We start from the raw sequence: 23,706 nt of genomic DNA, 5'->3' as shown, positions 1-23,706 counted from the left end.
CACCGCACGCGATCTCGCCGGCAACGTCTCGGYACCCTCTGCCGCCGTGGCCCTGACCATCGACAGCCTTGCSCCCGGTGCRCCAACCATCACCACCGCGGCCGGTCTCACCGCCGACGCCACCCCGACCATCACGGGGACGGCCGAGGYCGGTTCTACCGTCTCCATCTCGGACAACGGCACCGTGCTCGGCACTGCCGTTGCCGGCACGAACGGTGTCTTCAGCTTCACCCCGGCTACCGACCTGGCTCAGGGTGCCAACAGCTTCACCGTCACCGCGCGCGATCTCGCCGGCAACGTCTCGGCCTCCTCTGCCGCCGTCGCTCTCACCATCGACAGCGTCGCCCCCGGTGCGCCAACCATCAGCGCCTTTGCAGGCCCTATCAATGACGCCACGCCGACTATCACGGGTACGGCCGAGGCAGGGGCGACTGTTACGGTTCGTAGCGACGCACTCGTGCTGGGCACCGTCGTGGCCGCTGCCGACGGCAGCTTCAGCCTAACTCCGACTGTGCCTCTGCCGGACGCTCTCGCCAACCTCACCGCCACGGCGCAGGATGGGGCCGGCAACCTGTCGGTTCCCTCCGTCGTGACGCAGGTCCTCATCAACACGAAAGTGCCCGGCGCCCCTGTCGTCGACTACGTGCCGCCTACCAACGACGACACGCCTATTATCACCGGCGCGGCTTTAGCTGGCGACTTAATTACGGTCACCAACGGCGTGAGCCCTGTCGGCTCCGGTACCGTAGGTACCGACGGTCGCTTCAGCGTGACCCTAACCGTACCGCTGGCGGAGGGCACCAACGCGCTTCAGGTCACGGCAACGAGCCCCGGCGGCACCGCATCGCCGGCCGCACCCGTGACGGTACTGGTCGACACGGTCGATCCGCTCGCTCCGAGCATCACAGCTTTTGCAGGACCAACCACCGACACCACGCCGACCATCACCGGTACGGCCGAGGCCGGTGCCACTGTCACCATCTCGGACAACGCCGGCGTGCTGGGCACCGCCGTGGCAGGGCTGGACGGACGCTTTAGCTTCACTCCGACAGCCCCTCTAACGCAGGGTGCCAACAGCTTCACCGCCACCGCACGCGATCTCGCCGGCAACGTCTCGGCCTCCTCTACCGCCGTGGCCCTGACCATCGACAGCCTTGCGCACCATCGACAGCCTTGCGCCCGGTGCACCAACCATCACCACCGCGGCCGGTCTCACCGCCGACGCCACCCCGACCATCACGGGGACGGCCGAGGCCGGGGCCACCGTCACCATCTCGGACAAYGGCACCGTGCTCGGCACTGTGGTCGCTGGTACGAACGGTGTCTTCAGCTTCACCCCGGCCGCCGACCTAGCCCAGGGTGCCAACAGCTTTACCGCCACCGCGCGCGATCTTGCCGGCAACGTCTCGGTACCCTCTGCCGCCGTGGCCCTGACCATCGACAGCCTTGCSCCCGGTGCRCCAACCATCACCACCGCGGCCGRTCTCACCGCCGACGCCACCCCGACCATCACGGGGACGGCCGAGGCCGGTTCTACCGTCTCCATCTCGGACAACGGCACCGTGCTCGGCACYGCCGTTGCCGGCACGAACGGCRCGTTCAGCTTCACYCCGGCTGCCGACCTGGCTCAGGGTGCCAACAGCTTCACCGTCACCGCGCGCGAYCTTGCCGGCAACGTCTCGGYACCCTCTGCCCGGCACGTTCAGCTTCACYCCGGCTGCCGACCTGGCTCAGGGTGCCAACAGCTTCACCGTCACCGCGCGCGACCTTGCCGGCAACGTCTCGGCACCCTCTGCCGCCGTCGCTCTCACCATCGACAGCGCCGCCCCCGGTGCGCCGGTGATCACCACYGCGGCCGRTCTCACCGCCGACGCCACCCCGACCATCACGGGGACGGCCGAGGCCGGTTCTACCGTCTCCATCTCGGACAAYGGCACCGTGCTYGGCACTGTCGTTGCCGGCACGAAYGGCACGTTCAGCTTCACCCCGGCTGCCGACCTGGCTCAGGGTACCAACAGCTTCACCGTCACCGCACGCGATCTCGCCGGCAACGTCTCGGCACCCTCTGCCGCCGTGGCCCTGACCATCGACAGCCTTGCSCCCGGTGCGCCAACCATCACCACCGCGGCCGNACGCGATCTCGCCGGCAACGTCTCGGCACCCTCTGCCGCCGTGGCCCTGACCATCGACAGCCTTGCGCCCGGTGCGCCAACCATCACCACCGCGGCCGRTCTCACCGCCGACGCCACCCCGACCATCACGGGGACGGCCGAGGCCGGGGCCACTGTCACCATCTGGGATAACGGCACCGTGCTTGGCACTGTCGTTGCCGGCACGAATGGCACGTTCAGCTTCACCCCGGCCAGCCCACTCGTCGAAGGCAGCAACAGCCTCGTCGTCACCGCACGCGATCTCGCCGGCAACGTCTCGGTACCCTCTGCCGCCGTGGCCCTGACCATCGACAGCCTTGCGCCCGGTGCACCAACCATCACCACCGCGGCCGGTCTCACCGCCGAYGCCACCCCGACCATCACGGGGACGGCCGAGGCCGGTTCTACCGTCACCATCTCGGACAACGGCACCGTGCTCGGCACTGCCGTTGCCGGCACGAACGGCGTGTTCAGCTTCACCCCGGCTGCCGACCTGGCTCAGGGTGCCAACAGCTTCACCGTCACCGCNGGCCGGTCTCACCGCCGACGCCACCCCGACCATCACGGGGACGGCCGAGGCCGGTTCTACCGTCACCATCTCGGACAACGGCACCGTGCTCGGCACTGTCGTTGCCGGTACGAACGGCGTCTTCAGCTTCACCCCGGCTGCTGACCTGGCTCAGGGTGCCAACAGCTTCACCGTCACCGCGCGCGATCTYGCCGGCAACGTCTCGGCACCCTCTGCCGCCGTCGCTCTCACCATCGACAGCGTTGTGCCTAATGCTCCGAGTATCACCGCTTTCGTGGCGCCGACCAACGACACCACGCCGGTGATCACCGGTACGGCCGAGGCGGGCGCGACCGTGATCGTCTCGAACGGTACGACCCAGATTGGCTCGACGGTGATCGACCTCACCGCGCCGGGTGCACCGGTGTTCGACGCCCTGGCGCCGACCAACGACGCCACTCCGACCATCACGGGGACGGCCGAGGCAGGTGCCACCGTCACCATCGCGGACAACGGCACTGTCCTCGGTACGGCTCTGGTCGGGACGGACGGACACTTCACCTTCACGCCCACCACTGCGCTGGCGGACGGCAACAACGTCCTGACTGCCACCGCCGTCGATGCGGCCGGTAACGTGGGGACGGGCTCCACCCCTGTGACCCTCGTGGTCAACGCTACGCCGAGCAACGGTGACACCACGGCTCCCGCTGCCCCGGTGCTGGACGTGCATGCGCCGACCAACGACACCACGCCGGTGATCACCGGTACGGCCGAGGCGGGCGCGACCGTGATCGTCTCGAACGGTACGACCCAGATTGGCTCGACGGTNCCGGTAACGTGGGGACGGGCTCCACCCCTGTGACCCTCGTGGTCAACGCTACGCCGAGCAACGGTGACACCACGGCTCCCGCTGCCCCGGTGCTGGACGTGCATGCGCCGACCAACGACACCACGCCGGTGATCACCGGTACGGCCGAGGCGGGCGCGACCGTGATCGTCTCGAACGGTACGACCCAGATTGGCTCGACGGTGGCAGGTGCCGATGGCAGCTTCAGCCTGACACCGGCCGCTCTGCCCGAGGGCACGGCCAGCCTCACGGCCGTGGCGGTGGATGCAGCGGGCAACGCCTCGCCCGTTTCCACGCCCACATCCCTGGTCATCGACCTCACCGCGCCGGGTGCACCGGTGTTCGACGCCCTGGCGCCGACCAACGACGCCACTCCGACCATCACGGGGACGGCCGAGGCAGGTGCCACCGTCACGCACTGTCCTCGGTACGGCTCTGGTCGGGACGGACGGACACTTCACCTTCACGCCCACCACTGCGCTGGCGGACGGCAACAACGTCCTGACTGCCACCATCGTCGATGCCGCCGGCAATGTGGGCTCAAGTACGAGCCACGTCGTACTGACGATCGATGCAAATGGCCTAGGGAATGCTGCGCCGCAGGCGGTTTCGGACGCGATCTCGACGGTGACACATGCATCAGCGTTGACCGGCAACGTGCTCGACAACGACACTGACCCTAATGCTGGCGATGTACTACACGTGACCTCAGTGCGCTTCGCCAACGGCCTGACCGTTGAGGTTCCCAAGAGTGGTACTGCAACAGTTATTTCGGACCACGGAACTCTCCAGATTTCCGCGGATGGGCACTACAGCTATCAAGCGATTGGAGCCAACAACGTCGGCAACGGTGTGCAAGCCCCTACTGAGGCCTTCACATATACGGTCTCAGATGGACAGGGTTTGTCGAGCTCGGCGGTCCTCGGCGTCTCGTTGCAAGGTGTCGCTCCAGCTGCCGTGGCAACGTTTAGCTTCGCCTTTGTCGATGCTCACGTGACGTTGGCTGGCGAGGCTCTCGTCCTTACGGACCCGAATGGAGTGTGCCACGACATCAGCGGCATCGGAACGCTCCATTTCACGGATGGTACGATCCAGGAAAACGACGGCCACTCACTCGTGGATGATGTCTGGTACCTGTCGAACAACCTAGATGTGTGGAAGGCCCACGTTGATGCCGACACACACTATGAGACATTTGGCTGGCACGAGGGACGTGATCCAAACGCCTACTTTCATACGCGTGAGTATTTGGCTGAAAATCCGGACGTGGCTGCAGCCGGCGTTAACCCCCTGGAGCATTACTTTAATTACGGTGAACGTGAGGGCCGTAGTCCAGGTTCGGATTTTGCACCTGAGACGTACCTATCTCTAAATCCTGATGTTAAAGCGGCTGGTGCTAATGCACTTGAGCACTACCTTCAGCATGGCCAAAGGGAAGGCCGTAGCGTTTACGAAGGTGAGAGTAAAAATAGTCTTGTGGGAGACTTCGATGCTCAATTTTACCTTGGTCACAATCCTGATGTGGCTGCAGCCGCGCGGGTAGTGACGGGAGTTCAGCCGTGGGACTTCGCTTTCCAGCACTACCTTGACTACGGCGCAAAGGAAGGGCGAGCACCCAACGAGCTCTTTGATCCAGCCGCCTACCTGGCCGCTAACCCCGATGTCGCCGCGAATGGCTCCAATCCTTTGATCCACTATCAGGAGTATGGATGGCACGAGGGCCGCGATCCGGGACCCGGCTTCCATACGAACGCTTACCTTGAAGCCAATCCGGATGTTGCCGCAGCTGGCATGGATCCACTGCAACACTTTCTCGAATTTGGCATGAAAGAAGGCCGCTTACCGGTCTGAGATCACACAAGCATGGCGCCCGCGACGATCGTTGCGGGCTCCACTGGGAACGCTTTGATCTGACCGAACGAGCCCAGTGTTAAGTCAGGTCACGAGAACACCGCTCAGGGTTTGATCCGATCAAGGCGGACGCGCCACCCGGCGAGCTTTGTTTCACAGGGCTCAAGAATCGATCACCAGCATATCGAGGTACTGCCCTCATGGTCCCCGCCAACGATTTTAGCTCAGTGTCGGATGTGATCCAGATCCGACGAACCCTCCAGAAAAGCGTAGAACAGCTTATGGACGCGCAGGACTACATAGTTGGACACGTCGCAGCCTTACAGGCCATCGAACGCCAAGTGAGAACTCTGGCTTTAAGGGAGGGTGGCCGTATTCTCGAAGCAGAGAAGCAGACGGACGATCTCGACCGTTTGAGTGATATGCAAACCGCAACCAACGCTAATTTCCGGCAGATGCAAGACTCCTATGCGGGCTTGCGTGCACAGATCCTCACGCTATTGGGGCAGCACGAAGCGCTATACAACTCTACGTTCGACCGGAGCACATCTAATCCGGATACAACGAGCTTCGCCAACCCCTAGTGAAGATCCGCACGACAATCCGGGTCGGTGTCCGCGAGGAGTATTGCTGAATTGGGAGAGCGCAGATGCACTGCTCGTGCGATGCCCCGTTCCTTCGACCACGCTCGGTGTCCATTCGGTGCCGCCAACTTTGGGCTGAATTCATCCATGACAGGCGCGCGGCTACAGCTGTCGAGGTAGCGCTGATCACGCCGTGCTTCCTGGCGATGATACTCGCCTGGATCGAGGTAGGTTTGTGCCTACTGATGCTGAGTACCCTGGACAACGCAGCGCGTGATGCGAGTCGGCTGCTACGGATTGGATCGGTAAATGAGGCGACCTTCAAGGCCGCGATTTGCGCGAAGGCTTCACCGTTCATTCCTTGCGATAAGATCGTCTATTATGTCCAATCGGGTACGAGCTTTGCCAGCCTTACCCCCGGTACAACGACTAGCGCCGGAACATTGAGCAAGACCGGCTTTGATTCCGGCAGTTCCGGATCTGACGTTGTACTTCAGATTGGCTATAGCAAGGCGCCGCTATCAGGTATGTTAAAGGGCACGGGCTTCGATGCGAATGTACTGCTGTTGACGACCTTGTCATTCCAGAACGAGCTCTACTGATGCACGGCCTGACAAGACGATGCTGGTCTAATGAAGCTGGCGTTGGCGCTGTTGAATTCGCGTTGATTGCTCCGTTCATTCTGATAGCGATGCTCGGTAGCTTCCAAGTCTTCGCGCTGGCGCGCGCGCGGATGCTCGCTGTGGCTGCCACTCGCAACCTCGCGGACCTCGTTTCGCAGCAGGCGAGCGTCACGGCCTTGGAAGTCGTGGATTACTGCAAGGGTGCCAAGCTCTCTCTTCTGCCACTCAACACCACAGGCTTTGCTGCATCGGTTGCTAGCGTGAGTTACGTCAACACAGCACGAAAAGTCGACTGGATTAACACGAGCTGCGGCGCCGTCTCGGCGATCGCTAATGCCGCGAGCGATGCTGCACCAGTCACGACCACTTCCGGCGACAGCGCGATCGTTGTGAAGGCGAGCTTCCGTTACGCATCACCTCTGACCTTCCCGCTTGCATTAGACGTGACCTTCTCGATTTCCGCCCTGGCGCGTCCGCGCTCTGGAACACCCGTTACATACGGCAGCTGAAAGCATGCGGATGTCGGTAGCCTCCTCGCCACATGACACGCTTTGCTGTTTCTTGGATGATTGCAAAGGTACATTTGCTGTCTGGTTCGGGGTGATGCTCGTTCCCGTGCTGCTCATCGCGGGAGGTGGTCTCGACATGATGCGGGCGGTACAACTCCGCTCGGAGCTACAGGCGGCGGCCGACAGCGCAGCATTGGCGGGCGCCTCTGTCTACGTTTCGGCCACCGCAAGTTCGACGGCTCAGGCGACCGCTACTCGTTTCATGGCCACTGCTATCGCACGGATGCCCTATGCATCAAATGCGACCTTCACTGTCACGCCGAGTGCAGCGAACTCAGCTGTCTACAGCGTCGCCGTGGCGGCTCAGACGCGGGTCCCGAACTCCATCCTTTCGATGATGTCTAGTGAGAGTGCCGTGACGGTCATGTCGGAGGCACGAAGCGCTGGCTACAAACTGGCATTCTCACTGTCAAGCTTTGCCAGCAATTCTGCTGACGCGAACAGTATTTATTGGTACGTCGTGCCAGCCAACAACGGCATTCCCAGCAGCAGCGATCTGAATCTGCTCTTTTCCAACACAGCAGGTAGCAGCTCCAAAGATATTTCGGCTATCATCGGAACCGGTCAGAAGATTGGGTTTGCATTGCAAAACGTTACGGGTGGGATCGCGAGCTATGGCCGTAATGGCTATGGCGCCGCTCCGGGAAGCAGCCACATCTTCTACTCGCATTTTGTTCCCCCGTCCTCCGCTGCCTATACGCTTCAGCTGTTTAACTGCAGTCTTCAAACAACAACGCAAGGCGGGCTCCTCAGTAACGGCTTCTGCTCGCTTGGCGCTCCAAGCAATGCAACGGTCAACTGCAATCAGACGCCGGGCAGGAAGATTACCTACAAATGGAATGATATGGGCGGGCCGGTTGATGATAAGGACTACAACGATGCCGTTTTTAACGTGACCTGTCCCACTTCTCCATCGGGAGCAGACGCCTCGAACAGCGTGGTATTGACCCGGTGAAGGCTACGGGTGCGTCCTCGTTCAGCCGTAGCCCCTTGCGTCCCCTGCCATGCACGAGAGAGTGGGCGAGGGCGAAGCCTCCGTACCAGAAGCGGGCGTCGATCGAATTGTGAGAGAACGGACAGGCTTCAAGGCATGATCCATCGTTGAAGGCGTAGAAGCCTTGCCAGAATGGATTGCGGGGCACTTCCATGAGCACCTACAGAGAACAGGCTTCTGTCAGGGTGAGGTCCGTGCTCTCTGTTCTCTTTCGAGCGCTTTGATCAATGAGCCGCCGCAGAGCCTTGGTTCGGCAACCTCTCTATCCCTATGCTCCAACCCGCTGAGCCGTACCAGTTGGTGTCGCGGTCGGGAGGGCGTGGCGCATTTCATAACCCAGGCCGTTGCAGACATCATTAAGGACTATCCGAAGGCCGCCAGCCTCGACTTTCGGGGCGCACTCCCTGCGGGCCAGGTACATCACGACGGCGGCTGAGTGGGGCGCGGACCTCGCCCGTATCATGGACCAAAGCGGGCACCGGGATCCGAGGACGGTAGTTGGGTACATCCGCCGGGCGAATGCCTTCAAGGATCACTCAGGAAGCGGGTTCTTATGAGACCTGTCCGCCTTGGCAGGCTTCCGCCGCGGTAATCGTCGGCGCAACACTGCGAACGATGCTCAGCACCTTCATGCGATCCTCTTCGTGCTCGATCGTAAGCCAAAGTGGCATCAACTCGGCCGTTTGAGATATTTCATCCGAGGCAGGTTTCGAGAATGCCTCGACCGGGCAATCGAGTGCTGTAGCAATTCTGATCAACAAGGACGCTGCTCGGGTTGAGCAACAATCCGTCCCATCAATTTTAGACATATCTCGCTCCTATTGTGCATCGCACATATAGCGGATATCGCCAGTGTGCATTCATTGTTCCGAGAACATAATACAATCACTATCTGATCATTAAAATTAACTGATTATTTAGGTCAGAACATCGCCCGGACAATTTGTCCAGCCTCGATACGGTTGTCTCCTGCAACTTCAGCTCGTTAAGTTTTGTTGTGATACTGAAGGAGGCTCGAACTTCGATGGATGATGACGAACGTTTCGAAGCCATGGCAGACGCCTGCCTCAAAGCTCATGAAGCGGTCGCCGAGATAGGCACTCCGGCGATGCTCGCTATGACACGCGCACTGCTATGGCAGGTCGGGCAGGAACTTGCGCAGAGAGAAGAGCGCCGCAAGATGATGCATCGCTACGCCAGAGCTTCAGAGATGCGGGATATGAGAGCAGCGCGGATAGCGCGAGCGTAGGTGCGATGAATACTGGCGTATTCGTCAGAGCAACATCAGTACGATAGTGCATTAGCGAACCGCCGCTGGCGAGCTATCAGCCGCATCACGAACAGCTTGCAGGCATAGACGGCGCTGTTCTGGATCTGTGATCCGGCAGAAGGCTTCGAGCAATTCTAGGCACTCGCGGCTTAGTGCGACGTCGAAGGCACCAGAAGGAGTACCCCCATCTGGTGCACCTGGGGCCAGTCGAGGTGTTTTGCTGAACTCCTCAGGCGAAATCCCGAGTTGCCTGGCGATCTGCTGCTGGAGCAGTTGGCTACGGTTCGGCAGGATTGGGCTCGGCTCCGCGCTTGCGTCAGAGAAGCTGGGCGAAGCGGCGTCAGCGGGGTTCAGCTTACGGCCCAAGTTCTGTCCCCAACGGTATGCCCACAAACCTGAAGACCGCTTATCATACGCCGGATTGTATGCAAAAGCGTGGCGGTATCGTGGCTGAGGCCCCGCAGACAATTTATCGCATGTTAACCAACCTTAAAAAGGTCTCACATTGAAGTGATTGGAGAAATCACGTGGGTTAGGAGGTAGTGGTGCGGCGAGGCGGGGCAGATTTGGGGAAAGCTTCGCAGATCCATCTGCAAGCTGCGATTGATGCGTCGGATGTCATCGGACGCTGGGACTGGGACATCCCCAACGATCGTCTCTATGCGGACGCAACGGTTGCTCTGCTCTTCAGCGTCGATCCTGCGGTGGCGCGAGGCGGGGTGCCGCTGAGCCTGTTCCTAGAAGCCATTCATCCAGCGGACCGGGCGAAAACAGCCGAGGTCATTGCGAGAAGCGCAGCTGCGGGTCACTCCTACGTGCAGGAGTATCGAGTTCACTCGGCCGATGGCGCTATGAGGTGGGTTTTGGCTCGCGGTCTGATTGAGGTGGACGAGACTGGGCAGCCCCGGCGAGGCACGGGCTTCCTAGTCGACATCACACAAAACCGATCTGATGAAGCCGCATATTCAATGGCGATGCTCGATCGTCTAGAACATCCTTTAGAGGAAGCGGCCGAGCATTGCTTGATTGTCCGAGGCGCCCTCCAGCAAGTCCCCGAGCCTCTCCTCCAAACCATGACTGATATGCTCCTGCTGGAGCTTGGACGTCGCCTCTCGAAGCTTGAGAACGATCAGCGCCGGGCGCAGATGAACTGACCCACGAGAACAGATTGTTATCCGCAGGGTCGCACCGTCCTGCTGGACGGTGGCCACAGCTGTGATTGTGCACGCGAAGGCGGTGATTGCCCCTTCCTAAGCTTGGATGATCCCAAGGATGCCCCGGCTTTCACAAACCGCGTGCTACCTTGGCGAGGATGATGCGTGATCAGCTAAACGCAGAGCAATCTTGCTCGTTCAGAAACGAAGCTTCGATCTCACCCAATCTCTGGGCTTCGGCTTCAGTTTTATAGGAGTCGGGCGCGTGGATCTTGTGTGCGCGATCGGACGAGAGAAGCAGCCACCTGTAGCGATCTTCGTTCAGTGAACAGCGACGCGTTACGACAAAGAGCGACATTGGTGGGGCTCCTCGAAGCGTCGACACAACGTGATGGCGCCGCATTGGAAATTTAACACCTGCCGTTACGAGCACTAATCATGGTTGCGCGCAACTCGATAGCGCGCACATCTCGATGATGTATTTATGTCGTGCAGCCGACATTAAATGGATCTCTACGAAACCTCTCGCAACTTTCATCATTAACCCAGGATCATCGCAGACCATCCTGGGTCCCGGCAGCCCCTTTTGGCGAAACCGGCTCCTCATCTGAGAGCACCATGCGCGAAGTCAATTACCGCCTGCCGCTCGAAGGGGCCGTGCCTTCAACCGTCCTCTTTGGTGTCGCTCGTGGGCTTGAGGATCTATTCCCCGTTCTCGACCACCATCGTTTCCAATACGGCGAGGAAAAAGCTGATGCTGTCGTCTTGGAAAGCGAAGCCGAAGCTGGCGAAGTTGAGCCTTGAGCTGCGCAAGGCTGTTTCGTTTTGGGCACTTCAGGCTCCAGCCCCTTGAGATCCAAGTAACCAGCCTCGGTCATCCTGTCGGCGAGCCAAGTTGCGTATCGGCTTTCCGTCGTGTGGACACGGCATACCCCGCCAGCCCGTGAGCAGATCGGGCAGCGGGGTTTCCTGCTCAAGGCTACTCTGCCGCGACGAGCTTCGTCCCAGGTGCCGCTATGGATCTTTCATCAAGCCAGCACCCGACCCTGCGAACGAGGGCGCTTAAGGGGCAGCTGATACCGACCTTTGCGTAATACTCGGCTATTTCGATCCGCGCTCGGTAATCACCTTGATTGTCCGTTCGTTGTTGCCACGCGGTCTGACAGTTACTTGTGATGATCTAAGTTTATCAGCCCGAAGCCTGCTCACAATCGAAGCGAGACATCAGCGGAATTGGATGCTATCTGGTTGCAAGCTGATCGGAAGGACTATCGATGACTGTCAGAGTAAGCGCTGCTGACCGGGCTCTGATTGTCGCTCAGGAGTTGCGCGCAGCCGCCGAAAGAACGCTACAGGTTCTTGGCAAATCCGTGGACCTCGTCGAGCAATCACGTCGCCAGACGCTTGCTGGTACAAATTCGGTAGAAACCGCACTCGCGATTTGTGCCGGCGATCCCGCCCCTCCCCAACGGTTGGTTGAAGGCCTCCTCAAGGTTTACGAGCTTGCGGAGGAGGATGGCGAGCCCGTCACCCGTGCACTCGTTGGCAACGCACTTCTCCACGTGGGGCGTCGTGTCGCTGCTGCCGTTAGCCCGCAGGCGCTGAAGGTCGTCCTGCACTGAACTCGACTAGGCGAACGCAAGGCTGATAAGACATCATGGACAACGATGATGCTTTAGACCCAAAACGCAGGCGATCCCTAGAGCGTATCGCGCACGCACTGAACATGCCGGTCGATAGCTTCTATGAGGCAGGACAGGTGAAACCCTTGCTCGTTATCGACGTCGATCCCCCCACCAAAGACATCGAGCAGGCATTGATCGTGATGCGCTTATTCCTTCAGCTCAAAAATCCCGAGGCACGCGCTCGCTGTGTTGGATTTATCACCCAGGAACTGACCAACGACGGGTGACCGCGACCCACGAGATGAAATGCGACCGCTCTCGCCTCACCCAACATTGAAGTTTCGAACCTTGGCAACGATAGGACTGTTGAGGTCGGTGCCCAGGAGCATGCCATGAGGGCACAGGATCTCTTCCCAATCGTTGGAGTCGGCGCCTCCGCTGGAGGGATCGAAGCCATGAGCGGCTTCTTTCGTGGACTGCCACAGCCTTTTCATGCCGCCGTCGTCGTTGTCACGCACTTGAGCCCCGACCGCGAGAGCCTGCTGCCCGACGTGCTGGGTCGACTCACCCCTATGCCGGTAGAGACTGCTGTCGATGGTCTGACGGTGCAGTCCGGACGTGTCTACGTCATGCCCCCTAGCATGATGTTCGGCATCAAGGATGGCCGCTTGACCCTGACGGCACTCGGAGAGGGCGTCCGAGAAATCAAGCCGATCGATGTTTTCCTCACCGCTCTAGCGCTCGATCGAGGCGAGCGCACAGTCGCTGTCATTCTCTCAGGCGGCGACGGCGACGGGACAATTGGCGTCAAAGCAGTGAAGGAGCAGGGTGGTCTCACCCTCGCTCAGGCTCCTGATGAGGATGGACCAGAAACTTCTGACATGCCGCTCTCCGCGATCCGCACTGGATACGTGGACTATGTCGTCCCAGCCGGAGATATGGGAACGCTGATCGCTGCTCATATCCCCGATGAAGAGATTACGGCGCTAGGCAAAGGTGACGATCCGAACAGCGTCGAAGCCACCGACGACATTCTTGAGGAAATTCACGCGATCCTGCGTAGGCAGGTCGGACACGACTTTTCCGGCTACAAGCCCAGCACATTCAAACGGCGGCTGGCCCGTCGTATCAGGGTCGGCGAGCATACGGGAGCAGACGCCTACCTCGCACGCTTACGCACGGACGCGGCAGAGGCGGCAGCGCTGTTCCGCGACCTGTTGATCGGCGTCACCAAGTTCTTCCGCGACGCTGCCGCCTTCGACGCTCTGGCTGCACGGGTGATCCCTAAGTTATTTGAGGGCCGCTCTCCTGACGACGTTGTGCGGGTGTGGGTGCCTGCCTGCTCGACCGGCGAGGAGGTGTACTCGATCGCCATTCTGCTGCGGGAGCATATGGACAGGCTCGCGACGCCGCAGCGCGTGCAGATCTTTGCGACTGACATCGACGAGCGCTCGCTCGCAGTGGCTAGGATCGGTCGCTATCCCAGAGCCTACCTTGATGCCGTCTCGCCCGAGCGCGTCGCACGTCACTTCGTCGTGCAAGGTGACAGCTTGGTGGTCGGCAAGTCGGTGCGTGACCTGTGCACCTTCGCTCCGCACAGCGTCCTACGCGACCCGCCATTCTCGCGTCTCGACCTGATCTCCTGCCGAAACCTGCTGATCTACCTCGACCTCGAAACGCAGGAGCGAATGCTGCCGGTGCTGCACTACGCCCTGCGCATCAATGGCTACCTGTTTATCGGGATGGCCGAAAATGTCACGCGGTTCGAGGACCTGTTCGCCACGATCGATAAACGCCACCGCATCTTCCAGGCGTCCGATGTGGCATCGACGGTGAGACTACCGTCGATGGTTGGGAACGCCTGGGCCGACCTTGTGCCCAGCGCTCGGATCAGACCTAAGGGTGCGCTGGCGCGCGCTAGCCTGCGTCACGCCGTGGAAGCCGAGGTACTGGCCGAGTTTGCTCCAGCGCACGCGGTGGTGACGCGTACCGGCGAAGCCGTGCACTACTCAGCGCGGATCAACACTGTTCTGGAAGTCGCGCCAGGTCCCCCGACGCATGAGTTGGCCGCGATCGTCGCCAAGGGGCTGCGCCTCGAACTACGAACTGCGCTACGAGAGGCGATTGAAACCGACGCGGTGGTTGTACGCCATGGCCTGGAGATCGGGGCACCGGGCGCCGTGCAGCAGCGGTTGTCGTTGACCGTCAAGCCACTGACACAGCGCCCAAACGTCGAACCACTGTTCCTCGTGGTGTTCACTGAGTCTGCACTACGCAACGAGCAGCGGGACGTACAAGCTGAGATCGGGCGAGACGAGGCGGTGCAACGGCTTGAAGACGAGTTGGCGAAAACGCGCGAACGGCTCCAAGGGATCGTCGAGGAATACGAAACCTCGTTGGAGGAACTGAAATCCTCGAACGAGGAGCTGTACTCAGTCAACGAAGAGATGCAGTCAGCCAATGAAGAACTAGAGGCATCAAAGGAAGAAATACAGTCGGTTAACGAGGAACTTCATACGGTTAACGTTGAGCTTGAGTCGAAGATCGAGTCATTGGATCGGCTGACGGCTGAGCAAACGGTGTTGTTTGCGAGCACGGGCATCGCCAGCGTGTTTCTCGATGCTGACTTGCGCATTCGTACAATTACTGACGCCGCCGCGCAGATCTTCGGCATACAAGCGAGCGACCGTGGAAGGCGGCTGAACAACTTTGCCGGACCGTTCTCACTGTCGTGGTTGTCCGAGGATGCTCAATCGGTCATGACCGAGGGCCGAACGATCGTCCGTGATTTTGATGGGACGGACGGTTGCCGCTACCGCGTCCGACTTACGCCGTCGCATGTCGATGGCAAAATGTGTGGTCTTGTTGTCAACATCATCTGTGCTCCACCTGAGGACAGAGACTAGCTCTACCTGTCACTTTTCTCGGGTATCCGTATGCAGCAGGCTGCGCGAGTGGGTACCGCCTGACAGATTTTTCCTTCGAGTCACGCATTCCCGATTTGGTGCCGCGCCGCCATAGCGCGCTTGAGGCTCGGCTAACCAGCCTCGGCCATCCTACCTGCGAGCCAAGTTGCGTACCGGCTCAGCGTGAGATGGACGATCCTACCCCGCCGGCCCCGTGAGCAGATCGGGCGGCGGGGGCAGGCTTGCGCCAGGAACTACGAGCGACCGTCAGCCGGGCCCAAAGGCGTCACGCCAGCCTTCAGATCGGGTTGCGATCCTCAGGGCTCCTCGTGCTTGTTCATTCGAGCTGCGTCTCGAACCATCTTGAGAAGGCGTTGGCGCTCCTCCGGGTCTTCGACACGCGTGAAAGCCTCGATGAGATCCAAGCAGTCTGGGGTCAGCGCCATCTCGGTCGCTTGCCCTTCATGGGCTGCCTCTTGGGTATCAATCCCAGATGCGCTTCGATGGAGGAGATCGGCTACGGAAAGACCCAGCGCCTCTGCAATCCGCGATTGAAGCACCGGGGCATACGACGAGGGGACTTCAAACTTCATATTGGGCAAGCTCGTAGCGTCGTTGACGAACGCCTCAGCCTCATCCGAGCTCAGCTTACGGCCCATTGCTCCCCTCCAACGCAACTTATAACTGTAAACCGAGAAGTTACAAACAGTATACTATGTCGCAGTAATTTTCCGCCTACATAGCTATCGTTCGTTTTTGATCTTATTATATTTCTCAAGCTACATTCTTTCAGACGCTGGAGATGCGGGTGAGGCGTATTCAAACGCGCGGGGCCCAGGTCTCGCAAATCATGCTGCAACAGGCGCTTGATGCCTCGGACACGATCGGACAATGGGAATACGACGTTCCGAATGACCGGGTCTATGCCGATGCTCTCGTCGCTCTCGTGTTCAATTTAGACCCTGCCGAGACAGCGGCCGGTACCTCACTCGATGCCTTCCGCGCTGGGGTCCACCCCGAAGACCGGGAACGGTTCATACAAGAGATCAAGCGTAGCACGGAGACGGGCCTTTGCTGCACGTTCGAGTACCGAGTGTGCTCGGCCGACGGTGTCGTACGCTGGGTTCTCGATCGTGGCCGCATCGCCTTGGACAAGGACGGACGGCCTCAGCGCGGAAACGGTGTGCTGATCGACATCACGCAATCGCGGCTCGCTAAGCAAGAGGAGAGTTCAGAACTGACGTGCCAGGCTCGGCACCCCCTAGAACTCGCTGCTGAGCATTGTCTTGCGGCTCGCGAAGCGATCCATGAACTTCCTGAACCCCTTCTACACACGATGAGCGATATGCTGCTGCTGGAGGTTGGGCGCGCGCTGTCGAAACTCACGGACGAGCGACGTCGCGGCGCGATGAACTGAGCTTTACGCGGTGTGAGACGGAAGTACCTCAGCGGCAGTCAACCGTCTCACACCGCGAGAAGGGCGAGCCCTGTCACTTAGCGTTCTGCCAGATAGTAGTAACAGCCCGAAGGGCCGTGTCGCCAGCTGCTTCCGAGGCTCCTTCCGATCCAAAGGATCGCACTGACCGCTGCACCACCTCCTTGTCCTTCCAGATCGCCCAGTCGAACCGACCAGGCTCCGTTGCAGATGGTGTGACCCGCAGGGAATGGGGATTGAGAGTGAAGATGATCATGGGGATCATATGGGTACGAGCGCAGGCATCTCCCAACGCCGCAGCGGAGAGCTTGCACTCGCGATAGTGAGCTATTTCTTTTTATCGGCCTTCTTGCCAGCTTTCTTATTTACCTTCTTGTCCGCTTCCTTGTCGGACTGCTCTTTCGCGAGCCGAAGGGCCTTGAGGCGTACCGTCTTGTCCTCGGTGGCTTGCTGGGTCGCTTCGTAGTCAGCGCGTGCCTCGCCCCCTTCGCGGGCCTTCTCCTGCAACCTCGCGGTCCTCGTTTCCCGACGATTCTGCGCGCCGCTGTCATCGCTCGTCATGGTAGCTCAGCATCCTGCTGGTGATGGATCGGGACGGCCCTACCGTTGACTTATACCAAGCCTCGCTGAGCAGGACTCACGCGGGGTAGCGTCGGCATCTCGGTCGTGATTCATTCCTTGGGTTTGGAGCCTGAGGAGGATGCGATGGCTGCTCCAGTGCCGCTGCGATCGGACTTCGATGCCGAGACCTTGCGCGGTCTGGCCAAAAGTTCGCGTGATCCGGCGCAGACCCGCCGCCTGTTGGCGCTGTCGGTGATCGCCGCGGGTGGTCTGCGCTCGGAGGCGGCCGAGATCGGCGGGGTCGGGCTGCAAACGGTGCGCGACTGGGTCGTGGCCTTCAACGCCGATGGACCGGACGGGCTGATCGACGGCAAGGCCCCCGGGGCCCGTTCGCGCCTGAACGCCGACCAGCGCGATGTCCTCAAGGCGCTGGTCGAACAGGGACCGACACCGGCCGTACACGGTGTGGTGCGGTGGCGGTTGTGCGATCTGGCCCAAATCCTGTCCGAGGATCACGGCGTGTCGGTCTCCGAGCAGACCTTGAGCCGGGTCTTGCGGGCCATGGGCTACCGCAAGCTCTCGGCCCGCCCGCGCCATCACGTCCAGGATCCGGGCGCCGCGGCTGTTTTTAAAAAGACTTCCCCGATCGTCTGGCGGACATCGCGCAGGCTGTCGGCGGCAAGCCGGTAGAAGTCTGGTTCTGCGACGAGGCCCGTGTCGGCCAGAAGAACACCCTGACCCGACGCTGGGCCAAGCGCGGAACGCGACCCTCGGCCCCCAAGGACCAGCGCACGGCCTCGGCCTACATCTTCGGGGCGATCTGCCCGGCCCGGGGCGTCGGGGCAGGCTTGGTCATGCCCCGCTGCACCACGTCAGCGATAGCTTATCATCTTGAAGAGATTTCGGCGACCGTGGCTCCTGGCGCCCACGCCGTCCTCCTGCTCGATCAGGCCGGCTGGCACACCACCAGGAAGCTGCCGGTTACCGACAACATCACCCTCTTGCCCCTGCCGGCGCGCTCACCCGAACTCAACCTGGTCGAGAACCTCTGGCAGTTCATGCGTGACAACTGGCTCGGAAACCGGATCTTCCAATCCTACGACGACATCCTCGATCACTGCTGCGACGCCTGGAACAAGATCATCGCCCAGCCCTGGCGCCTCATGTCTATCGGACTGCGCCGATGGGCCCATGCGTTCTGATCAGTGAGGTTTGGTATTATACCGTTCTTATGAATAAATCGTAAATTTTGTTTTCATGTCGGGTATCCGACAATTGGATCTGATAGGCTGTAACATAGCTTTGAATTCTCATTCGGTTTTCCAAGAAGCATTTCATCTTTTGGAAATTGCAATCGCCAAAGTTCGTTTCGGAGCTTCCCTTCGACCTAGACAATGGTGTAAAGTTCGCCATATAGTTGAGCTGTGGGTTCCTCCCAGGGCCACTCGACACCCGAACTTGGCCCGCTTCGGCGGGCCTTTTTCGTCTGTCTGATCAATCGCATGCGTAACTGATTCAACGCAGCGGCACGGGGTCATTACAAGGTTATGACCGAAGATGGGCAACAATGACGATCTGTATCGCATCGCCGAAAGCTGCATCGCAATTCATAAGCGGTTGATCGAATGCGGTTCCGAACGCATCACTACTGTTTCAAAAATTCTGATGCTTGAATTGGGAAGAGAGTTGGCCGCCCGCAGTTCAAAAAAGCAATCCTGTGAATCAAAAGGCGTAATACCTAGTCTGACGCCAAATATTGAGCGGTTGATTATTCTGCTTAAAATTGGGAAGAATCTTTGTTCATCCGATGAGGATTGTAGCTTGGTTTTGTCACTGGCGGAATTCCCATCAAACAACAGCGCTAAGCGGGATTGGCATGAAGCTTCGAATCGCCGCCGTGTGATCGAAGAAGCAAAAGTATCTCTCGTTGAAGACAGCTTGAGAATTTCTTCAGATGCATGATCGCGGGTTACCTAAGAGCTCATACCACAGGGTAGTACATGCTAAGGCTCTTCTTTGATTTTGAGAATGCTCGGATTAGCTTTTACGACGAAGAGGGCATCGACTTCCCAAACGTCGAGGCTGGACGAAGCGAAGTTCTACTCACCCTCGCCCAGGTGGTGAAGGACGCCATACCGAATGGTGATCACCAGAGCTTCACCGCTCGCGTGCGGGATGCCTCCGGAAATAGCATCTACAGCGCTAGAGTGACCGTGGCAGGCACGTGGCACGGATCAAAACGTCAGGTGTAATACCAATCCTCATTGATCAGCACTCATGTGCCCACCGGCGCATTCCGACGGACATGATGCGCCAGGGCTGAGCGATAAGCTTGTTCCAGGCCTCGAAGCACTGGTCGAGGATGTCGGGATAGGATTGGAAGATCCGGTTGTCGAGCCAGTTCTCGCGCATGAACTGCCAGAGGTTCTCGACCGGGTTGAGTTCGGGTGAGCGAGCCGGAAGAGGCAGCAGGGTGATGTTGCCCGGAACGAGCAGCTTCTTGGTCGTGTACCAGCCGGCCTGATCGAGCAGGAGCACGGCGTGGGCGCCGGGCGCGACGGTTGCGGAGATCTCTTCGAGGTGGTGGGCCATGGCCGACGTGGTGCAACGGGGCATGACCAGGCCCGCGCCCACGCCTCTGGCCGGGCAGATCGCCCCAAAGATGTAGGCTGACTGCGTGCGCTGATCCTTGGGGGCCGAAGGTCGCGTTCCGCGTGCTGCCCAGCGGCGGGTCAGGGTGTTCTTCTGGCCGACCCGCGCCTCGTCGCAGAACCAGACCTCTACGGGTTTGCGGCCGACAGCCTGCGCGATCTGCGCCAGACGGTCGGGGAAGTCTTTTTAAAAAAGAGCCCCAGCCTCCGAATCCTGGGCGTGATGGCGCGGGCGGGCTGAGAGCTTGCGGTAGCCCATCGCCCGCAAGACGCGGCTCAGCGTCTGCTCGCAAGACCGATACGCCATGATCCTCGCATAGGATCCGGGCCAGATCGCACAGTCGCCAACGCACCACCCCGTGAGCGGCCGGCGTCGGCCCCTGTTCGACCAGCACCTTGAGGGCGTCGCGCTGGTCGGCGTTCAGGCGCGGACGGGCACAAGGGGCCTTGCCGTCGATCAGCCCGGCCGGGCCATCGGCGTTGAAGGCTACGACGAAAGTCGCGCACCGTCTGCAACCCGACCCCGCCAATCTCGGCCGCCTCCGAACGCAGACCACCCGCGGCGATCACAGACAGCGCCAACAGACGGCGGGTCTGCGCCGGATCACGTGAACCCTTGGCCAGACCGCGCAAGGCTTGCGCGTCGGAATCCGATCGCAGCGGCACTGGAGCAGCCATCGCATCCTCCTCAGGCTGAAAACCCAAGGACTGAATCACAGCCCGCTCAGTACCGCCACTCAGTGTGAGTCCTGATCAACGAGGCCTGGTATAAGTCGAGTCTGCCCGGTATGCTGAGGTAGCAGTGGAATGCGAGGATCAATTCTTCGCCGCGATATGTTGGGCAGCCGACAGAAGCTTCTCGCGGTCTTGATCGTTATCAAATGACATCCATAAAATCAGCAGTTCTGCGGTCTGACTGAGGTTGTCAGGTCCTGAGACAGCCAAGTCGGAAACGCAGCAGTTCAGCGCTTCAGCGATCTTATTTAGCACGGCTATGCATCGAACGTCATGCTCAGGCTCGTCACCATCTTTTATCATAAGTTGCTCATTCCCGCACAACGCAGGTGGTCTATTCCCAGTGAGATTTGTCTTCCTACCAGGGTATTGGTGGGAGTGATACGAATAAATATTAGGTGTTTTACTTGAGTGCTTTGGCAACATTCCGGGCATCAAGAGAATATGAGCGACAATTAATAAGTATGATCCATTACTGAACATTGCTGAGTCCGTATTGGCTCTTCACAATCTCTTATTAAAATCTCATAATTTAGTCATGTCCAAGCTAACAGAGATGCTTCTGCTAGAAGTTGGCACTTTGTTGGCTGCACGTGACGTTGGCGACTAAGTGGATGCTACAACCAACGAAGCTTCAACAGAAACGCCACGTCTTCGTCACCCGGAGTGATCACCCAGCATCGACCACCCCGGTAGTGGATCGGCAGGCTGAACAGCGGCTCTGCTGTGCGGCGGTTGGCCGTGCACCAACTCATGAAGTCCAAGGCATCATCGAATCCCTCGAACGGCTTCTTCCCGATCTTCTCGTCAGAGCGGTGAACGAGGAAGCCAAAGCCGTCTTCGACCACGGTCAGGATGATCGGGCTCGCAGGTGGGCCATCCGTGCCTTCAGATCGGTCAGTATCTGGTCGCCTGTGCGGGATGGAGCCTTCCCGAGCCTATGCGGAAAGCGGACCTGCCTCCATTTCGCCTGTAAGTCAGGCTTCGTTGAGACTGACCCTGATGGCGTCATCTACGAGGACCTCGACCTGCACCGTGGCCCGGACGATCGCTTCATGAGCCCGTCGATCGGCGTCCTGCGATCAGACCCGCTCCGCCCTCGCCGCCAGTATGACCAGATCGAGCCAATGTGGGATATCGGACATTTCTCGGCGGTAGCTCGGCCGAGACCCACGGCCAAGCTCAAATGGGAGTCAGCGGCATGGTAACTCACGCCTCGATGCTCTCGTTGTCAGGCCCGCGAACGAGGTATTTTTGCCGTCTCGCATGAGTGCCAACAGGATCAGGGTCAAGGCATTGGCTCCACTGATAGGAGCCCTCTGAAGAACGCGAGGCTTGTGCCCTTGTGCAAGACATTGCCGTTGCAGGCTTTGTCAAGTGACAGCAGCGCCGCTTCAGCCGGGGGCACTCTATGGGGCAGATGGGCGGAGCCGAAACATCCCCTCACAGCGGAAACCCCAATGTTTGGTTGCCGCCCTGGGCCGGCATCTATCATCCACTGATCTGTATCGTGGTTTCATCCACAAACAGGATGGAAAGTTCGCATCGCAGTTGAGAGATAGGCGAACTTAAACCTATTGTTAACGGATACGGCGCGATGGTGATGACCTGTTTTCGAGTATTCACCCAGGGCTAGAGCGCAGCTTTCAGGCACGACGTGCCGTTATCGCGCGGGAGCTTCCAAAGGTATTCTACGATGCTCTTCAGTCGCTCCCATCATCCGACGACCGAAGACAGCGCCAAGCTAGCTGCCCTTGAACGGTCTCAGGGAGTGATCGAATTCGATCTTCATGGCGTGGTCACTCGTGCCAACGAGAACTTCCTGTCCGTAGTCGGTTTCAGAGCAGAAGAGGTCGTTGGACAGCACCATCGACGTTTTGTCGATCCCGCCGTGCGGGACAGTTGCGCATACGCCGAATTTTGGGAGAAGTTGCGGGCTGGCGAGTTCCAGGCCGGTCAGTTCAAGCGCATAGGCAAGGATGGCCGTGAAGTCTGGATCGAGGCGTCCTACAGCCCAATGTTCGATCGTCGGGGCAAACCCTACAAAATTATCAAGTTCGCTGCCGACATCACACGGCAAAAGCTGTTCGACGCAGATCGCGAGGGGCAGATCGAGGCCATTCGTAAGGCTCAGGCTGTCATCGCCTTCAGCCTCGATGGCACCATCATCGAGGCCAACGATAACTTCCTATCCGTGGTAGGATACGCGCTGCCCGAGATCGTCGGTCAACACCACAGGATGTTCGTCGATCCGGCCTTTGGCGGCAGCCCCGATTACGCTGCGTTCTGGGCCAAGCTGCGCCGGGGTGAATACCAGAAGGGACAGTTCAAGCGCATCGGCAAGGAGGGGCGCGAGGTCTGGATCGAGGCTTCCTACAATCCCATTCTAGATGCGAGTGGGCGTCCCTACAAGGTCGTGAAGTTCGCAACCGATATCACAGCGCAGGTCACCCTGCTGGCTGACCTCAAGCGCCTGATCGAGCAAAATTTTGCGGAGATTGACGGTGCTGTTCAGCGCTCGTCGCAGGAGACCCGGTCCGCGACTCATGCAGCGGGAAAGACCGCCAATAGTGTGCAGACTATGGCCGCCGCCTCCGAAGAACTGGCCGCCTCAGTCAATGAAATCTCGCACAGCATGAGCAAGGCACGCACGGCTACGGACGATGCGCATGCGCAGGTGGAAGCAGCGAGTGCGGTCACCCAGAAGCTCTCAGCAGCCGCCACAGCGATGAGCGGTATCGTGGCCCTGATCCAGACCATCGCCAGCCAGATCAACCTGCTTGCCCTGAATGCGACGATTGAGGCGGCAAGGGCTGGCGAAGCAGGACGTGGTTTCGCTGTGGTCGCGCAGGAGGTCAAGAACCTCGCCGCCCAGGCGGCCCGTGCCACAAGCCAGATTTCCAGTGAGATCGACAGCGTACAGGCAGCCTCGGAGCAGGTCGCTGGTTCGCTCGGAACGATCCAGGGAACGGTCGTGACCGTGCGCGACTACGTGGTCAGCACAGCCGCTGCGGTTGAGGAGCAGAGCGTCGTGACGCGCGAGATGTCATCGAGCATGCAGGGGGCAGCGGAAGCGGTCCGGGCCATCTCACAGAACGTGCTGACAATCTCGGCATCGATCAGCGAGGTCTCGTGGGCCGTCGATACGACGAAGGAGGCTGCTCGTGTGCTCGCTCGTTGAGAGTGCAAGTAGCGTAGCCCGGAATTGCATGCTCAGACTCCGAACAGTGATGGCGGGAGGAG

Annotated in this window: 19 protein-coding genes and 1 pseudogene; 15 read left to right on the top strand and 5 right to left on the bottom strand. The window is 59.8% G+C overall.

The features are described 5' to 3' along the window. Positions 1–3,769: 3,769 nt before the first annotated feature. The 11 genes from ASF58_RS25980 (at position 3,770) to ASF58_RS15725 (ending at position 15,081) form a co-directional block, all read left to right on the top strand. A complete protein-coding gene (locus ASF58_RS25980; protein WP_244477357.1) occupies positions 3,770–5,356 on the top strand; it encodes an Ig-like domain-containing protein in 1,587 nt (528 codons plus the stop codon). Positions 5,357–5,556: 200 nt separating this feature from the next. Further along, positions 5,557–5,940 (top strand): hypothetical protein, encoded by a 384-nt coding sequence (locus ASF58_RS15750; RefSeq protein WP_055954362.1) that lies wholly within the window; start codon positions 5,557–5,559, stop codon positions 5,938–5,940. A 65-nt stretch (positions 5,941–6,005) separates the two neighbouring features. Then, entirely contained in the window at positions 6,006–6,542 is a 537-nt protein-coding gene (locus ASF58_RS25130) for a TadE/TadG family type IV pilus assembly protein (protein WP_082513109.1), read from the top strand. Next, positions 6,542–7,072 carry a TadE/TadG family type IV pilus assembly protein gene (locus ASF58_RS25975; protein WP_156375726.1) on the top strand — a complete coding sequence of 177 codons (531 nt, stop codon included), beginning with the start codon at positions 6,542–6,544 and terminating at the stop codon, positions 7,070–7,072. Before ASF58_RS25130 ends, ASF58_RS25975 begins: the two co-directional genes overlap by 1 nt. Positions 7,073–7,082: 10 nt before the next feature. Continuing rightward, positions 7,083–8,087 carry a pilus assembly protein TadG-related protein gene (locus ASF58_RS25125; RefSeq protein WP_162242061.1) on the top strand — a complete coding sequence of 335 codons (1,005 nt, stop codon included), beginning with the start codon at positions 7,083–7,085 and terminating at the stop codon, positions 8,085–8,087. A 1,063-nt stretch (positions 8,088–9,150) separates the two neighbouring features. Beyond that, the gene (locus ASF58_RS15745; RefSeq protein ID WP_055954359.1) at positions 9,151–9,375 is read left to right on the top strand and encodes a hypothetical protein; all 225 of its coding nucleotides are present in this window, start codon (positions 9,151–9,153) and stop codon (positions 9,373–9,375) included. A gap of 587 nt (positions 9,376–9,962) precedes the next feature. After that, positions 9,963–10,550, top strand: coding sequence for a PAS domain-containing protein (locus ASF58_RS25115; RefSeq protein ID WP_210166879.1), 588 nt, complete (start codon positions 9,963–9,965; stop codon positions 10,548–10,550). Between the two features lie 618 nt (positions 10,551–11,168). Next, entirely contained in the window at positions 11,169–11,354 is a 186-nt protein-coding gene (locus ASF58_RS25970; RefSeq protein ID WP_156375725.1) for a hypothetical protein, read from the top strand. 470 nt (positions 11,355–11,824) lie between these two features. Further along, positions 11,825–12,172: a hypothetical protein gene (locus tag ASF58_RS25965; RefSeq protein ID WP_156375724.1), complete on the top strand. Its 348-nt coding sequence runs from the start codon at positions 11,825–11,827 to the stop codon at positions 12,170–12,172. A gap of 35 nt (positions 12,173–12,207) precedes the next feature. After that, positions 12,208–12,462 (top strand): hypothetical protein, encoded by a 255-nt coding sequence (locus ASF58_RS15730; RefSeq protein ID WP_156375723.1) that lies wholly within the window; start codon positions 12,208–12,210, stop codon positions 12,460–12,462. A 105-nt stretch (positions 12,463–12,567) separates the two neighbouring features. Then, a complete protein-coding gene (locus ASF58_RS15725; RefSeq protein WP_055954348.1) occupies positions 12,568–15,081 on the top strand; it encodes a CheR family methyltransferase in 2,514 nt (837 codons plus the stop codon). A gap of 317 nt (positions 15,082–15,398) precedes the next feature. Here the strand turns inward: ASF58_RS15725 and ASF58_RS15720 are convergent, their stop codons facing one another. Beyond that, the gene (locus tag ASF58_RS15720; RefSeq protein ID WP_055954345.1) at positions 15,399–15,740 is read right to left on the bottom strand and encodes a hypothetical protein; all 342 of its coding nucleotides are present in this window, start codon (positions 15,738–15,740) and stop codon (positions 15,399–15,401) included. A gap of 191 nt (positions 15,741–15,931) precedes the next feature. Between ASF58_RS15720 and ASF58_RS15715 the strand changes: the two genes are divergently transcribed. Further along, on the top strand, positions 15,932–16,498 hold the full coding sequence (locus tag ASF58_RS15715) for a PAS domain-containing protein (RefSeq protein WP_162242058.1): 567 nt from the start codon (positions 15,932–15,934) through the stop codon (positions 16,496–16,498). A gap of 345 nt (positions 16,499–16,843) precedes the next feature. On the opposite strand, the gene ASF58_RS15710 is transcribed toward ASF58_RS15715, so the two are convergent. Further along, positions 16,844–17,077 carry a hypothetical protein gene (locus ASF58_RS15710; protein ID WP_055954339.1) on the bottom strand — a complete coding sequence of 78 codons (234 nt, stop codon included), beginning with the start codon at positions 17,075–17,077 and terminating at the stop codon, positions 16,844–16,846. Positions 17,078–17,221: 144 nt separating this feature from the next. Between ASF58_RS15710 and ASF58_RS25110 the strand changes: the two genes are divergently transcribed. Together ASF58_RS25110 and ASF58_RS25960 are read left to right on the top strand one after the other, a co-directional pair. After that, positions 17,222–18,279, top strand: a protein-coding gene (locus ASF58_RS25110) for an IS630 family transposase (RefSeq protein ID WP_200930212.1) whose coding sequence is annotated in 2 segments (ribosomal slippage) — positions 17,222–17,714 and positions 17,714–18,279 — 1,059 coding nt in all. Because the reading frame shifts where the segments join, the coding sequence is not laid out codon by codon here. A gap of 355 nt (positions 18,280–18,634) precedes the next feature. Continuing rightward, on the top strand, positions 18,635–19,039 hold the full coding sequence (locus ASF58_RS25960) for a hypothetical protein (protein WP_156375721.1): 405 nt from the start codon (positions 18,635–18,637) through the stop codon (positions 19,037–19,039). Between the two features lie 306 nt (positions 19,040–19,345). Here ASF58_RS25960 and ASF58_RS25105 read toward each other — a convergent pair. The 3 genes and pseudogenes from ASF58_RS25105 to ASF58_RS15690 form a co-directional block, all read right to left on the bottom strand. After that, positions 19,346–20,445 (bottom strand): annotated as a pseudogene (locus ASF58_RS25105) (IS630 family transposase). Positions 20,446–20,544: 99 nt separating this feature from the next. Next, the gene (locus tag ASF58_RS25955; protein WP_156375720.1) at positions 20,545–20,766 is read right to left on the bottom strand and encodes a hypothetical protein; all 222 of its coding nucleotides are present in this window, start codon (positions 20,764–20,766) and stop codon (positions 20,545–20,547) included. Between the two features lie 314 nt (positions 20,767–21,080). Further along, the gene (locus ASF58_RS15690; RefSeq protein ID WP_055954326.1) at positions 21,081–21,311 is read right to left on the bottom strand and encodes a hypothetical protein; all 231 of its coding nucleotides are present in this window, start codon (positions 21,309–21,311) and stop codon (positions 21,081–21,083) included. An 848-nt stretch (positions 21,312–22,159) separates the two neighbouring features. On the opposite strand from ASF58_RS15690, the gene ASF58_RS15685 reads away from it, so the two are divergent. Beyond that, positions 22,160–23,644, top strand: coding sequence for a PAS domain-containing methyl-accepting chemotaxis protein (locus tag ASF58_RS15685; protein ID WP_055954323.1), 1,485 nt, complete (start codon positions 22,160–22,162; stop codon positions 23,642–23,644). The last annotated feature ends 62 nt before the right edge of the window (positions 23,645–23,706 follow it).

Origin of the sequence: Methylobacterium sp. Leaf125, from assembly GCF_001423085.1 — a bacterium.
In the GTDB taxonomy this organism is placed as follows: Bacteria; Pseudomonadota; Alphaproteobacteria; order Rhizobiales; family Beijerinckiaceae; genus Methylobacterium.
Note: the sequence above shows the minus strand (reverse complement) of the source record. Positions and strands in the feature narration are given on the sequence as shown.

What these genes read in the sequence shown, in the direction of transcription:
- ASF58_RS25980 (WP_244477357.1), top strand. Translation starts at nt 3,770, where the DNA reads ATGCAGCGGGCAACGCCTCGCCCGTTTCCACGCCCACATCCCTGGTCA.
- ASF58_RS15750 (WP_055954362.1), top strand. Translation starts at nt 5,557, where the DNA reads ATGGTCCCCGCCAACGATTTTAGCTCAGTGTCGGATGTGATCCAGATC.
- ASF58_RS25130 (WP_082513109.1), top strand. Translation starts at nt 6,006, where the DNA reads ATGCACTGCTCGTGCGATGCCCCGTTCCTTCGACCACGCTCGGTGTCC.
- ASF58_RS25975 (WP_156375726.1), top strand. Translation starts at nt 6,542, where the DNA reads ATGCACGGCCTGACAAGACGATGCTGGTCTAATGAAGCTGGCGTTGGC.
- ASF58_RS25125 (WP_162242061.1), top strand. Translation starts at nt 7,083, where the DNA reads ATGTCGGTAGCCTCCTCGCCACATGACACGCTTTGCTGTTTCTTGGAT.
- ASF58_RS15745 (WP_055954359.1), top strand. Translation starts at nt 9,151, where the DNA reads ATGGATGATGACGAACGTTTCGAAGCCATGGCAGACGCCTGCCTCAAA.
- ASF58_RS25970 (WP_156375725.1), top strand. Translation starts at nt 11,169, where the DNA reads ATGCGCGAAGTCAATTACCGCCTGCCGCTCGAAGGGGCCGTGCCTTCA.
- ASF58_RS25965 (WP_156375724.1), top strand. Translation starts at nt 11,825, where the DNA reads ATGACTGTCAGAGTAAGCGCTGCTGACCGGGCTCTGATTGTCGCTCAG.
- ASF58_RS15730 (WP_156375723.1), top strand. Translation starts at nt 12,208, where the DNA reads ATGGACAACGATGATGCTTTAGACCCAAAACGCAGGCGATCCCTAGAG.
- ASF58_RS15725 (WP_055954348.1), top strand. Translation starts at nt 12,568, where the DNA reads ATGAGGGCACAGGATCTCTTCCCAATCGTTGGAGTCGGCGCCTCCGCT.
- ASF58_RS15720 (WP_055954345.1), bottom strand. Translation starts at nt 15,740, where the DNA reads ATGGGCCGTAAGCTGAGCTCGGATGAGGCTGAGGCGTTCGTCAACGAC.
- ASF58_RS15715 (WP_162242058.1), top strand. Translation starts at nt 15,932, where the DNA reads ATGCTGCAACAGGCGCTTGATGCCTCGGACACGATCGGACAATGGGAA.
- ASF58_RS15710 (WP_055954339.1), bottom strand. Translation starts at nt 17,077, where the DNA reads ATGACGAGCGATGACAGCGGCGCGCAGAATCGTCGGGAAACGAGGACC.
- ASF58_RS25960 (WP_156375721.1), top strand. Translation starts at nt 18,635, where the DNA reads ATGGGCAACAATGACGATCTGTATCGCATCGCCGAAAGCTGCATCGCA.
- ASF58_RS25955 (WP_156375720.1), bottom strand. Translation starts at nt 20,766, where the DNA reads ATGATAAAAGATGGTGACGAGCCTGAGCATGACGTTCGATGCATAGCC.
- ASF58_RS15685 (WP_055954323.1), top strand. Translation starts at nt 22,160, where the DNA reads ATGCTCTTCAGTCGCTCCCATCATCCGACGACCGAAGACAGCGCCAAG.